Genomic DNA, 12,622 nt, shown 5'->3' with positions numbered 1-12,622 from the left:
TCACAGCTGCGGGTGGCCGGAGTGTTGGGGGTGCGCGGGCAATGTCAGTGCGACGCGATACGGTTGCAGGATGGACGACGAATCACAGCCGAGCGCATCAGGGGGAGCCGTCACCGGTGACGATGGACTTGCCCGCACCCCGTGGGCATACGGTGACCCGATGCTGCTGGACTACTACGACAGCGAGTGGGGTCTGCCCGTCCACGACGAGGCGGGGCTGTTCGAGCGGATGAGCCTCGAAGGGTTCCAGGCCGGACTGTCGTGGCTGACGATTCTGAAGAAGCGCGAGCGGTTCCGCGAGGTCTTCGCCGGATTCGATCCCGATGCCGTGGCCCGCTTCGGCGAAGGCGAGATCGAACAGCTGCTGACCGATTCCGGGATCATCCGCCATCGCGGCAAGATCGAAGCCTGCATCAACAATGCCGCGCGCGTGATCGAACTGCGTGAAGACGGCGGACTCGATGCGTTCCTGTGGTCGTTCCAGCCTGCGCAGACCCCGCGACCGCGTACCATTGCCGAGATCCCGACGACCGGACCGGAATCCGTGGCACTGTCGAAGGCGCTGAAGAAGAAGGGGTTCCGCTTCGTCGGGCCGACGACGATGTATGCGCTGATGGAGGCCATCGGCATGGTCGATACGCACCTGCTCGATTCCCACCGCCGAGGCGCGTCCGGAGTGTGGTCGGAATGAATGACATCCGCGTCTCCGCGCTCGTCCTTCTCCACCCGCAGCGCCGGGAACTGCTCATGGTGCGCAAGGCAGGGACCAGTTCCTTCATGCTGCCCGGCGGCAAACCCGAAGACGGGGAGACCGCTGAGGACACCATCGTCCGTGAGATCGCCGAGGAGCTCGGACTCGATCTGGACCGTCACCGACTGCACGCCTTGGGCACTTTCGCTGCCGCGGCGGCGAACGAAGCCGATCACCGTGTCATCGGTGACGTGTTCTGCTATGACGGTCTGCCGGAAGCACTCGATGTGGAGAACATCACGCATCTGGCCGAGATCGCCGAAGCCGGATGGTTTCCCATAGACCCGCTGCCCGCGGACACCGATATCCGCCAATTCGCGCCGCTGACCCGCAACGAGGTCATCCCGACACTGCAGGCCGCGGGGAGATCGGTCGGCTGATCGGGTGAAAGGCTGTCGTCCTACCCGGTGCGACGCTGCTTTCAGGCTGGACGGGGTGCACTTTGGCAATCCGGCGCTGGTTTCATGCGGTGCGACGCTGGAACCCGAGGTCGAGTGCGAACAGGTGCAGGGAGTGCACCAAGGTGATCGCGGCGATGAGGAAGCTCAGCGAGATGTCGATGATGCCGAAGATCGTCAGCGCCGGTGGACTGACGTAGCCGGGTGCCTGCAGGAGGGTGCAGCCGATGACGATCGCGCCGGTGAGGATCGCGATCAGGACGGCGATTGTCGTGCGGCCCACCGCTGCCAGGCACAGCAGCCCGGTGGTGAACAGCAGAGCGAAGAGCGCGAAGACATCGACGCCGCGACCGATGATGAGAACTTCCTGCCACAGGTTCCCGTACGTGACCGAACTGTCCGGTTCGGGGGAGTAGTAGGGGAAGAACGATGCGGCGATGACCAGCATGACCAGCGGCCCATAGAGGCGGGCATAGATGATGTTCGTACGGCGGATGCGCTTCGCGAGGTCCTCAGCGCGGCGGAGATGCCCGGTCGTCATCGAGCGTCCGTCGTCTGTTGCTGTCACTGCGGCCTGCCGTCGGAATCGAGTGTGATGGCACGAGGACTCGTTGCTGTGCCGAAGCACGGCAGAAGCATCTCATTTCTCCGATCAGAGGATTAGGGATTGTGGCTGACAACGGCCCGAATGGATTAGTCGCCATCAAGCGAGCCGATACCTGAAACGTATCCAGGAAAGTTACCGTCCGGTGTTCTCAGCCGACAAGGAATGGTCATGACTCACCTGTCATGCCCGCGAAATTTCACATATTCGCACAAAGGCTTTTATGCGGGGTTGTGACTTTATCCCTATTTCGCTGCTCGGCGAACCGCATTCTTCGCTCGGGAAGGTGCGCTGTCGGGTACCGCCTGGTCATCGGCCGCGCGGCCGAGTTGGACCGAGAGCCGGTGGAGGCACTCGCGGAGGTCGGGACTGTCGACGACGGTGAAGTCGGTGTCCAAACGCGCCAGCGCCAGGGCCATCGTGGTCAGGCTCTGGCCGCCGACAGTGACGAGACACCGGTCGCCCTCGAGCGCCTCGACCGTGCCTTCGGCGGACGCGAGCTTCTTCATCACCGAGGCCGCCGGGGCATCGACGACGACTTGGGCCGAATGCCGCCACCTGGGTTCCGTGGCGTGTCGTTCGACGAAGTCACCGATGTCCACGGCCGGCAGCGGACGTGGAGTGAAGCTGGGGCCGCTCGGGGTCTTCGGCACGATGCGTTCTGCGCTGAAGACTCGCCAGTCCCCGGCCCTGGGATCGAAGGCCAGCAGGTGCCAACGGTGCTGACGATTGACGAGTCGGTAGGCCTCGACTTCCAGGTGGACCTCGTGTGCCGAGGCGCTGCTCGGGTCGTCCCGCTGTGGGCAGTCACCTGTGTCTGGGTCCGCTGCGCCTGGGCTTGTGGCGCATGAGTCGCCTGTGTTGCCGGGCGAGTGGTCGGACGGTTCACCGAGATACGCGAAGCGCAGGCGTTCGCGCCGGCGACAGTGATCGATGAGAGTGACGATGAGGTTGGGGTCGACAATCGGCATCGGCTGATTGCCGACGACCGGAACAGTGAAGTGCGCGAGACTCTGCACCCGTGCTCGGACTGCGGCGGGGAGAATCGTCTCGAGCTTCGCCAGCGCCAGTGCCGAGGTCTCTTCCATTCCGCCGATGATGCAGCTCAGCCCCGAGTGGAGGCCGACGGCGACCGCCACCGCTTCATCTGCGTCGAACATGAGCGGCGGGATGCCCACGCCGTTCGAGGTGAGACGGTATCCGCCTTCGGTTCCGCGTGTGCCGTCGATCGAATAGCCGATATCGCGGAGCGTGCCGATATCGTTCCGGACGGTCCGCGGACTCACTTCCAGACGATCTGCCAATTCGGTTCCCGACCAGGTTCGGGGCACCATCAACAGTGACAATAACCCGAGCAGTCGTGCTGCAGTCTGTGACATCTCTGCGTCTTCTGTCGTTTAGGAAGACCTCCTGCCTGAACTCAGAATAGCATTATGCAAATCGTTCCGGGGCAGAGCGAAAACAAAGAAGTGGCTTCCCCGAAATCGGAGGAACTAACAAAATTGATGCACGATCAGAAGAATATTCAGAGCATTCCTTCCCCAGAGACAACTGAAACAGAATTCGATGTCGATGACTATCTCGAGTTGTATTCGTCGGCACGGAAGAAGGACAAAGGGTGGATCCTCGACGAGGTCATGATCCTCACCGGTTGGTCACGTGACCATGCGCGGCGCCGCCTGGCGGCCTTCCGCGTCGGAGAAGACGATGCCTACGATGATCCGCCCGCCGACCAACCGTTGTCGAGGTGCTGCAAATACTCACCCGAATCGCGTGCACTCCTCGTCCGGATCTGGGAATGGTCCGGGTTCCAGAGCGGTAAGTACCTGGCCGCAGTGATGCCGCAGCTGCTCGATGCGGCCGAACGCCATGGCGCTCTGGTGCCCGACCGCGACGGCTACAGCCTCGAGGTCCGGGCCGAGCTGCTCGCCGTCAGTCCGGCATCGATCGACCGGTACCTGCGCACCGCGCGAGCCGAGGACTTCCGCGACCGTCGGGTGTCGACGAAACGGTTCACCAGTCCCAGCGAAGACTTCCTCGACTTCGCTTCGGGACCGAACGAGTACGAACCCGGATTCTTCCTCGTCGACACCATCGCCCACGCAGGACCGACCCGAGCCTCGAACTGCGTCTTCACGATCAGCGCCTCCTGCCTGCACACCGGTTGGGTCTTCACCCGCAGTCTTGCCGACAATGGTCCGGACACTATGGTGGACGTGCTGCAATGGTCACTCGATGAGGTGCAGGGGATTCCCTTCTGGGTCAATGCCATCGAGCTGAGCAATGCCGATGACACCGTCCACGAGGCGACCGACAAGTGGGCGCGGGGACTGGACATCCACTTCAGTCCGGTGCTCAAAGATCTCCGCCGCGATCGACTTCCGGAAGCGTCGCGGCATCAGCATCTCGTCCATGAGTACGCAAATATCCGCCGCTATGACACCGACGAGGCCCGGTCTGCACTCAACGGACTCTGGCGCGCGGTCGATGACCGGCTCAATTACTTTACTCCCACGCGCAAACCGGCTGGCTGGTCCGATGGCGGTCATGGCGAGCAGCGGCGAATCTACGACGAACCGCGCACACCGTTCGAACGTCTGCGGGCAGCGGGAGTCATGTCACCGACGCAGGAGGACGAGCTCACCCAGTACGCGGATGGTCTCGACCCGGCCCGACTGACCGAGGAGATCGTGTTCTGGCAGAGGCGTCTGCAGGAGCTTGCCGCCTGAGTGCGGTCCGTTCCCACGCTGTCGGCAGAGCCGCACGGTCGTCGGCTGACGGCTGAACCAGACGTTCCCTGACCGTCGGCAGAGCCGAGCCCGGGAACTGCAGCCTCAGTCCCGTTCCCGTCGCGAATAGGCGATGAGAGCCCGATACAGGTCGATCGGCGCGCAGTTGGCGCCCTTGGCCAGGGACTTCATGAGTTTGCGGTAGGTCTGATAGTCCATCTGCGCCGGATTGTCCGTGGACACGAGATTGAAATCGTGCAGAACGGTCAGCGCCCGGGAATCCATGATGGAGAACTTCTTGAGATTGGCGACGGTGAGCAGCGTGCTGGCCATCGGGATTCCCACTCCGGGCAGCATCTGCAGCAACGGCAGACGGAAGCGGTTGGGTGTGTCGTCGTCGAGGGCAACGCCGGTGACGAAATCGATGTCATCGGACGAGATCTCTTCGAGGCTCGGCAGAACTCCTAGGGCCTTCCACTCGGCGACCTTGAGGAAATGCTTGCGTTTGAACGATTCGCGGACCTTCGTCTTCGGACCGATGTCATTGAAGATCTCTGACTCGAGATCAGTGAGGACATAGAGCGGTTCGAACTTGAGGACGAAGGCGGTGTCGATGGTGCCGCTGGGAGCGTCGCGCTTGAGGTCCGAGCTGAGTTCCGATGAGTTCATGAACCGATGATAGGCGACGTTTCTGACGCGCAGGTGAACACTTCTCCGCTGCAGGAGAGGCAGACGATTCTGATACGGCAGATGCAGTGCCGATGTCGTAACCTCGGACTATGAACCCCGAACAGCCGTCTCAGGCGACGTACACCCCGGCCCTGCTGGGCTTGGTGTGGACGGCGATGTTCGGGTTCTCCGCCTTCTTCTTCAGCTATTCGACGATGGTGACGATTGCGTCGACGGACGGACTGTCGACCGTCACCGGCGGGACCGTGCTGACGACGATGATGATCGGCGTCATCGTCGCTCAGCCCTTCGCTCCGTGGGCCGGTCGGGTCTTCGGTTTCAAGGCTTCGCTCATGCTGGCTCTCCTGTTGCAATTCATCGGCCAACTCCTCGGCCTCTTCGTCACCCCGCCCCTGTTGGCTCTCGTCCTCGCCGGACTCTGCGGAGGCGTCGGGTTCGGCCTCTTCGTCGTCCTCGCCAACGCAGCGGTCCCGGGGACGACCTCGCCGGGGCGGATCGGCAAGGCGCTGGGCTGCTTCGGTGGGATCACCTCCCTGGCAGCGGCAGTCGGAGCTCCGCTGGGACTGTGGCTGGTCGAGTCGATCCCGATCTGGATCTTCCGCGTCATCGTCTGCGCCTGTCTCCTCTTGGCCATCCCCACTGTGCTCAAATACGTACCCGGTCGGCGGCCTCGGCGAGGAAAAGGCGATCCGGGAGAACCGGTCAACGGCAGCTATACTGTCGGGGTTCGGCCCGGTCGCAATGAGAGCCGGAGCCTGCGGAAGGTGGGACGCCGGGCGGGGGAGGCCCTCGGGCTCGTTCTCATGCTCTCTCCGTTCCTCGTCGGCATGATCGTCTTCGGGATCATCGTCGGCTTCGGTCCGGGCGAGGACGTCGCCGTGGCGGCACTGTTCATCGCCGGGATGCAGATATCGGCGGTCATCGGACGCTTCGTCGTCGGGGCCGTTTCGGACAGCTTCCCGCCGTTCGCCCTCAACATCTTGGGACTCGTCCTGACGTCGATCGGGTTGGTCTGCGCCGTCGTCTCCTACGGTGGGACACTGTTCGTCTCGATGCTCATCATCGGACTGGGTCTGGGTGCCATGCAGTCGGCAAGTCTCGTCATGGCCTTCGCCTCGGTCAGTTCGCCGAGCCGGGCCAGCGTCGCCTGGAATATGAACTTCGACATCGGTCTGGCTGTCGCCGGTGTGGTCGGCGGACTCGGTTTCACCTATCTCGGTTCGTCGTCGACCTTCCTGGTGTGTGCTCTGCTTCTGCTGTTCACCGGTGCCCTGTCGTGGATCGCGCGGACTCTGCAGATGCGGAACAACGGGCACGGCTGAGCTGTCAGTGTGGGCGCTGCTGACCCGGAGACTGCGGGGTGCGACTGAGCCTGTGGTTGAAGGGTAGGGCTGAATCGTCAGCGCTGGGAATCCTCATCGAGCTGCGCGAGCAGTCCGACGGCCGCACGTGTGTACTCACCGATCCAGCGATCGTGGATCCGTTTGATCGGGAGCGGTGCCAGAGCCAGCAGTCGTGTGCGTCCGTCCTTGCGCCCCGTGACCAGATCGGCGCCTTCGAGCACCCGAATATGCTGCAGCACCGTCGTGCGATCGAGGTCGGGAAACGCTTCGCAGACATCGCCCGTCGTGCGCGGACGAGCCTTCAGCAGATCGAGGACACGTCGGCGGGTGGAGTTGGCCAGTGCTTTGAACACTGCGTCATCGGATTCGTCCGAACCTGTTCCCTCCAACTGCGACATGTGGTAAAAATATCACATGACCGATGAGCAGAGCACCCAGAACACACCCGCCGAGCAGACTGAACAGTCCCGCCCGCTGGAGGAGCTGTCCTTCACCGTCACCGGGTATATCTCGAAGACTCCGCACGAAACCTACGAGGCGGTTGCCGATCCCGAACAGCTCTCGCACTACTTCACGACCGGCGGCGCCCGCGGCCGTCTGGAAGCCGGAGCCGAAGTCACGTGGGATTTCGCCGACTTCCCGGGCAGATTCCCCGTCGAGGTCGTCGAGAACATTCAGGACGAGAAGATCGTCATCCGCTGGGAGGGGTCCGACGACTCTGTGGATACGGACACGACGACGACCTTCGAGTTCACTCCCGTCGATGACGGGGCGCGGACTCTCGTGACGATCACGGAGAAGTCCTGGAAGCTCACCGAGGGAGGAGCCCAGGGCGCCTTCGGCAACTGCATGGGCTGGACCGGAATGCTCTCGGCGCTGAAGGTCTGGATCGAGCACGGAATCAACCTCCGCGAGGGCTACTACAAGTGAGCTGATCCGAACTCTTGCCAAGTTCCTTAACGCAATCAGGTCGAAGCCGAGGCTGAACCTCCAAGGCGCATTCTTGGATTCTTCGAACTTATACCTTAGTTGGAGTGAGAAGGCGAAGTTCGGCATTGCGAAGGTGGGGAAGCGAGCGATGCTGTGACGGGTCGAGTCCCTTCAGCCAGGCTTCCATGATTTGCAGTACGTCGCCATGAGCCACGAGGACGATTTCAGAAGCTTCATCTTCGGGATCGTCAATGAGTGACTCGATAAGTGCACGAGTCCGCGCGGCGACATGTCGCGGAGTCTCAACGCCGTCGGGCCAGCCTCGATTTTCGGAATCTGCTGCCCACACCTCGTCATATCGAGCTGCCGGGCCATCTTCGAGGGAACCGAAATCCCTCTCTCGTAAGCGCGTATCGATCCTTACGGGACGGGTTCCCCAGGCCGTGGCTGCTATCTGAGCGGTTTCGTGGGCGCGCGCAAAATCACTGGTGATCAGAAGCGAGCCCGAGGGCATTCGATTGTTTCGGGCGGTCTCTTCTGCTTGTTGCCTTCCCCGGTCGGTCAGCGAGGCCCACTCGAAGGCAAGTCGGCCTGGGCGGCTGACAACAATCTGCTCGACGTTTGCTCGGCTCTCTCCGTGCCGCAGTCCCCACAGTCGATTGCAGCGGTTGTTGAGGATGTCGTCCACAGCAGCCTCCGGTCCTTCCATGACTTGAACGTGAACATTATGTGTCCTCATCTGACCCCAGAATGAAGGGCAGGAGTCGATTGGATTTCAGGCAAAAGTTCTATTGTGCATCGCGCAACAGCCAGTGTAGCGTTTAAATCGATTTAGACCCCGAGATTACGAGACTTCAGACGAACACCTATTTGGTGGTTTTCCATCCCCGAGAGAGGGCGGATCATGAACTTTGACGGCTTCGAGAGTCCACAGACGAAACGGTTTCAACGGAAGGTGACTGTCCTATCTGCAGGCGGCACATTCCTTGACGGCTTCGATTTGACGGTCATCGCTGTGGCTCTGCCGATGATTGCAAATGAATGGGATGTCAGTGCGGGCGAGAAGTCCCTCATCACCAGTTCGGCGATCATAGGCTCTTTCATCGGCGCCGCCGTACTCGGCAATCTCACTGATCGTTTCGGCCGCAAGGCGATGTATGTCATCGATCTGCTCGCCTTCGTCGTGTTTGCGGCCCTGACAGCATTCTCACAAGATGTCTGGCAGCTCATCATCTTCCGATTCCTGCTCGGCATCGGAATCGGTGCCGACTACCCCATCTCGGCGACCATTGTCTCTGAATTCGCCTCTAAGAAGGGGCGAGGGAAGCTCTCCACGTCGCTCGGTGCGATGTGGTTCGTCGGAGCGGTCGCCGCATATCTGGTCGGGTTGGTTGTGCTGCCGCTGGGAGATTACGCCTGGCGCGCGCTCTTGCTGGTGGGAGCAGTCTTCGCGCTCATCGTCTTCATCTTCCGCGTGCAGCTCCCCGAATCGCCTCGCTGGCTCCTCGCCCACGGCCGAACAGAGGACGCGAAGAATGTCGTCGAAAAGGTCACCGGTGTACGACCGACCGATGCCGAGCTCACTGAAAGCGACCAGCCGAAGCCGGGCGAGTCGGCAAAGCTCTTCGTCGGTGTCCAGTGTCGACGGACCTTGTTCGTCTGCGGATTCTGGTTTTGCTACGCCACTGCCTATTACGGCATCTCGATGTACACGCCGACCATCCTGGAACCGTTCACCAACGGCTCTCACGTCAGTGTGATTATCGGGTCCGGAGTTGTTGCCCTCCTCGGACTGGCCGGTTCCATCATCGGCATGAATCTCGTCGACAACTGGGGACGACGTCCACTCATCATCACCTCTTTTGCCGGCCTCACCGTGGCACTCATCGTCTTGGCCTCTGTCATCGGACCGAGCTTCGGATTCCTCGTTGTCCTCTTCAGCATCGCCGTACTCTTCGCCAACTCCGGTGGCGGCATCCTCAACTTCGTCTACCCCACAGAACTGTTCCCGACATCACTGCGTGCAACGGGCTCGGGACTGGCGACCTCGGTAAGCCGCATCGGATCGATCCTGGGCGTGCTGGCTTTCCCCAACCTCGTGGCGGCATGGGGGAACAATGCGGCACTCTGGGTGTTTGCCGCCGTCGGTGCCGCGGGCTTGCTGATCTGCCTGTTTATGGCACCGGAGACGAAGAACCGCAGCCTGGAAGAGATCAACTTCGAGGAGCCTGCTCATGCCTGAGCGCGATGACATTAAGGTGATCACCACCGTCGAAACGACTCTGGTTCCCGACCAGGCCGAGCCGTATCGTCGGCTCCACCTCCACTCCGGTGAACAGCATACTGTGCGCAATGACCTGGTGCCTGCGACGCCAGACGGAGAGCCTGCCCGCGATGAAGTCCGGCTTGCCGGGCTGGTTCACTTCACTGACTTTCAGATCGCAGACCTTGCCTCGCCGAGTCGAGTGGAGTTCCTCCAACGACGCGAAGGGCAACCAGACTGGGCGCGCATGCTTCCCGCCTACCGGCCACAAGAGTTTCTTCTGGCGCACGCGATTGAAATGACGGTGCGCACCATCAACGGACTAGTCGCCAGGGAACCGGGACGATGGGACATCGCTCTGACAACCGGGGATAACACAGACTCGGCGCAGTCGAATGAGCTCGATGCGTTCCTCACATACCTCGCGGGCGGCACAATCGAGCCAGCAGCTGGCACACGCGGTTTCAGCGATGCGCCAGTGGGCCTGGACGACGAGAATTACTACAACCCCGAGCCTTCGTCGCACGACCAGTGGAAGAAGACGAAAGGGCTGCCGACGCATGCGGGAGCCTTGACGGCATCTGCCAAACCGTTTGACGGCGAGGGCCTGAAGCTTCCCTGGCTGAGCTGCTTCGGCAATCATGACTGCCTGGTACAGGGGCGTTCCGCCGAGCCGCGCGGATACGACGACTTTCTCACTGGCCGAGCCAAGCCCATTGGAGTAGCGGAGGATGCCGGTCCCCGCGGAGATAAGCTGTCCGCATACGTCGAGGACCCGACGTGGGTCTCTCAAGGGGCGAGCCATCCTATCGAAAGCGACTCGGGGCGGCGGATGGTGACGAAGGCTGAGTATGTCAATAGACATCTCTGCGCCCTCGGCTCTCCGCAGGGGCACGGATTCACCGAGGACAACAGAGCATCCGGTCGCGCGTATTACGTCTACGACGAACTTCCCGGAGTGAGAATGATCGTTCTGGACACCACCAACATCGCCGGGCACGTCGATGGGTGCGTGGACCAGCGACAGTTCGAATGGCTGGAGGAGAAACTCGTCGAGGTCCATACCTCGTATCTCTCCGAGAGCGGGGAGGCCGTTAGCGGAGGCGGGGACGACCGGTTGGTCGTCATCGCGTCGCACCATGGTCTCTCTACGATGACCAACGGCTTCGGGGCAGGCTCTGGGGCAGGAGAGGACCGACGTGGGAAGCTGTATCTTGCTGACGAGGTCGAAAAGCTTCTGCACCGCTTTGCGAATGTGGCACTGTGGCTGTCGGGGCATACCCATGTCAACAAAATCACCCCTCGACCTGGCGAAGGCGGCGGTTTCTGGGAGGCTTCGACTGGCTCCATCGCCGAATGGCCCGTGCAATTCCGTGGCATAGAGATCTCTGCAGGCCCGTCGATGGTCAGGCTGCGGACGACGATGGTTGATTCCCAGGCACCGGCGACACCGGACGGAACCCTGAGCCTTGAGGATCTCGCGTCTCTTCACCGGGAGATCGCGGCCAACGACGAAGGTTCTGTCGGTGGACTATACGCTGAAGGGGCCGTTGCCGATCGTAATCAGGACCTTCTGGTTTCAGTCTCGAATGAGCTTCTTACAGCATTGGGGGTCTCTTGAAGCTGGCTGCCGAAGCCGGCCACTGGAGTGCACGTGTAGAAAGCGGTGCCGAGTCTAAGTGATCAGACTGAGTTCGTATCTGTCTGCCGACCGAGAAGTCGGCAGGCAGATTTCCGGGATAATGGAGCTCGGTGAAAGTCACCGATCCGAATTTGAGCCGCCGGCGAACCGCGACGGACCGACAGATTGAGCGAGGCAGACGACGGATGGTTCCGAACAATGAGCGAGGAACGTCAAACCGTCGACCCACGGTTCGGACAGTAGCTGAAGCGGCAGGCGTATCTCCCTCCCTTGTCAGCTTCGTCTTCAACGAACGTCCTGGAGTCTCTGAGCCGACTCGACAACACGTCCGCAATGTTGCTGCTGAGCTCGGCTACCAGCCAGACCCGCGTGCTCGCGAGCTGCGGACTGGAAAAGCAACGATTATGGGCCTCGTTGTCAGAAACGTCGCCAATCCGTTCTTCAACGAAATCCTCATGGGGATGCAGGAGAGAGCGGAAGGCGATGGCGTATCGGTTCTCGCGATGGACAGTCAATTTGATGCCGCGCGCGAAGAGGCGCACGTTCGTTCGCTGGCTTCCCGCCGTACGGCTGGACTGGCCATCGTGCCCGTCGGCGATGCGTCCACCGTCCGGTTATGGCAACAGCTGCAGCCGACGGCGCCGCTTGCCATCGTCAATGCGCGACTCACAGCGGCACCTGAGATCCCTCATGTGACGCCGGACGATGAGACAGCAGTGGATCTCGCCTTCCACCATCTTTACGAAATGGGGCACAGAAAAATTGCACTCTTGTCTGCTCCGCCCCAGCTCATGCCCGATGGAGACCGGACGGCACGGTATCTGCAGCTGTGTTCAGAGCATCATGTTCTGCCTAGTCCCATCTACGCTTCGCTGAGAGGCGACGGCCTTACAGAGCATTTGTCCGAAGTGTTCGGAATGCCGACTGCAGAACGTCCGACGGCAATTATTACGAACTCGGATCACACAGCTGCCTATGTCTATCATGCGATTCGTCACCAGGGTCTCATTGTCGGTCGAGATATCTCCGTAATCGGTCATGACGATCTCGCCACCTCGTCGCTGCTGTCACCTGGACTGACTACGGTCCGACTGGACCTTCGCGAAATGGGACGCCAGGCATATCGGCGACTCACCGAACCCGGACTCGGGAACCATCGGGAACCCGTTGAGCTCATCGTTCGCGGCTCGACCGGCCCACTTCGGGAAGCGTGAGTGCGGCCCTTGCCCGCCGACTTCGAACAGCTCTCGCGCTACTTCACCCCGTCGACGA

Annotated in this window: 13 protein-coding genes; 8 read left to right on the top strand and 5 right to left on the bottom strand. The window is 61.4% G+C overall.

Going from position 1 to position 12,622, the window contains the following annotated elements; translation table 11 throughout:
* Positions 1 to 70 precede the first annotated feature (70 nt).
* Together ACSBQT_RS07390 and ACSBQT_RS07385 are read left to right on the top strand one after the other, a co-directional pair.
* Positions 71 to 691 carry a DNA-3-methyladenine glycosylase I gene (locus ACSBQT_RS07390; protein ID WP_410708672.1) on the top strand — a complete coding sequence of 207 codons (621 nt, stop codon included), beginning with the start codon at positions 71 to 73 and terminating at the stop codon, positions 689 to 691.
* The gene (locus ACSBQT_RS07385; RefSeq protein WP_410708670.1) at positions 688 to 1,131 is read left to right on the top strand and encodes an NUDIX hydrolase; all 444 of its coding nucleotides are present in this window, start codon (positions 688 to 690) and stop codon (positions 1,129 to 1,131) included. The genes ACSBQT_RS07390 and ACSBQT_RS07385 overlap by 4 nt, the downstream gene beginning before the upstream one ends.
* An 82-nt stretch (positions 1,132 to 1,213) precedes the next feature.
* On the opposite strand, the gene ACSBQT_RS07380 is transcribed toward ACSBQT_RS07385, so the two are convergent.
* Together ACSBQT_RS07380 and ACSBQT_RS07375 are read right to left on the bottom strand one after the other, a co-directional pair.
* Positions 1,214 to 1,717 (bottom strand): hypothetical protein, encoded by a 504-nt coding sequence (locus ACSBQT_RS07380; protein WP_410708668.1) that lies wholly within the window; start codon positions 1,715 to 1,717, stop codon positions 1,214 to 1,216.
* A 281-nt stretch (positions 1,718 to 1,998) separates the two neighbouring features.
* A complete protein-coding gene (locus tag ACSBQT_RS07375) occupies positions 1,999 to 3,132 on the bottom strand; it encodes a helix-turn-helix transcriptional regulator (RefSeq protein ID WP_410708666.1) in 1,134 nt (377 codons plus the stop codon).
* Positions 3,133 to 3,258: 126 nt separating this feature from the next.
* On the opposite strand from ACSBQT_RS07375, the gene ACSBQT_RS07370 reads away from it, so the two are divergent.
* Positions 3,259 to 4,482: a hypothetical protein gene (locus ACSBQT_RS07370; protein ID WP_410708665.1), complete on the top strand. Its 1,224-nt coding sequence runs from the start codon at positions 3,259 to 3,261 to the stop codon at positions 4,480 to 4,482.
* Between the two features lie 105 nt (positions 4,483 to 4,587).
* On the opposite strand, the gene ACSBQT_RS07365 is transcribed toward ACSBQT_RS07370, so the two are convergent.
* A complete protein-coding gene (locus ACSBQT_RS07365) occupies positions 4,588 to 5,151 on the bottom strand; it encodes a hypothetical protein (protein ID WP_410708663.1) in 564 nt (187 codons plus the stop codon).
* A 110-nt stretch (positions 5,152 to 5,261) separates the two neighbouring features.
* Between ACSBQT_RS07365 and ACSBQT_RS07360 the strand changes: the two genes are divergently transcribed.
* Positions 5,262 to 6,494, top strand: coding sequence for an MFS transporter (locus tag ACSBQT_RS07360; protein WP_435001305.1), 1,233 nt, complete (start codon positions 5,262 to 5,264; stop codon positions 6,492 to 6,494).
* A 77-nt stretch (positions 6,495 to 6,571) separates the two neighbouring features.
* On the opposite strand, the gene ACSBQT_RS07355 is transcribed toward ACSBQT_RS07360, so the two are convergent.
* Positions 6,572 to 6,913 carry an ArsR/SmtB family transcription factor gene (locus tag ACSBQT_RS07355; protein ID WP_435001304.1) on the bottom strand — a complete coding sequence of 114 codons (342 nt, stop codon included), beginning with the start codon at positions 6,911 to 6,913 and terminating at the stop codon, positions 6,572 to 6,574.
* A gap of 16 nt (positions 6,914 to 6,929) precedes the next feature.
* On the opposite strand from ACSBQT_RS07355, the gene ACSBQT_RS07350 reads away from it, so the two are divergent.
* Positions 6,930 to 7,445 carry an SRPBCC domain-containing protein gene (locus ACSBQT_RS07350; RefSeq protein ID WP_435001302.1) on the top strand — a complete coding sequence of 172 codons (516 nt, stop codon included), beginning with the start codon at positions 6,930 to 6,932 and terminating at the stop codon, positions 7,443 to 7,445.
* An 88-nt stretch (positions 7,446 to 7,533) separates the two neighbouring features.
* On the opposite strand, the gene ACSBQT_RS07345 is transcribed toward ACSBQT_RS07350, so the two are convergent.
* A complete protein-coding gene (locus ACSBQT_RS07345) occupies positions 7,534 to 8,133 on the bottom strand; it encodes a histidine phosphatase family protein (RefSeq protein ID WP_435001301.1) in 600 nt (199 codons plus the stop codon).
* Positions 8,134 to 8,349: 216 nt separating this feature from the next.
* On the opposite strand from ACSBQT_RS07345, the gene ACSBQT_RS07340 reads away from it, so the two are divergent.
* From ACSBQT_RS07340 to ACSBQT_RS07330, 3 genes are all read left to right on the top strand, one after another.
* Entirely contained in the window at positions 8,350 to 9,687 is a 1,338-nt protein-coding gene (locus tag ACSBQT_RS07340; RefSeq protein ID WP_435001300.1) for an MFS transporter, read from the top strand.
* Positions 9,680 to 11,329 carry a hypothetical protein gene (locus ACSBQT_RS07335; RefSeq protein ID WP_435001299.1) on the top strand — a complete coding sequence of 550 codons (1,650 nt, stop codon included), beginning with the start codon at positions 9,680 to 9,682 and terminating at the stop codon, positions 11,327 to 11,329. Before ACSBQT_RS07340 ends, ACSBQT_RS07335 begins: the two co-directional genes overlap by 8 nt.
* Positions 11,330 to 11,460: 131 nt before the next feature.
* Positions 11,461 to 12,564 (top strand): LacI family DNA-binding transcriptional regulator, encoded by a 1,104-nt coding sequence (locus ACSBQT_RS07330; protein WP_435001297.1) that lies wholly within the window; start codon positions 11,461 to 11,463, stop codon positions 12,562 to 12,564.
* Positions 12,565 to 12,622 lie beyond the last annotated feature (58 nt).

This window comes from Brevibacterium sp. H602 (genome assembly GCF_051172395.1).
Classification (GTDB): domain Bacteria; phylum Actinomycetota; class Actinomycetes; order Actinomycetales; family Brevibacteriaceae; genus Brevibacterium.
Note: the sequence above shows the minus strand (reverse complement) of the source record. Positions and strands in the feature narration are given on the sequence as shown.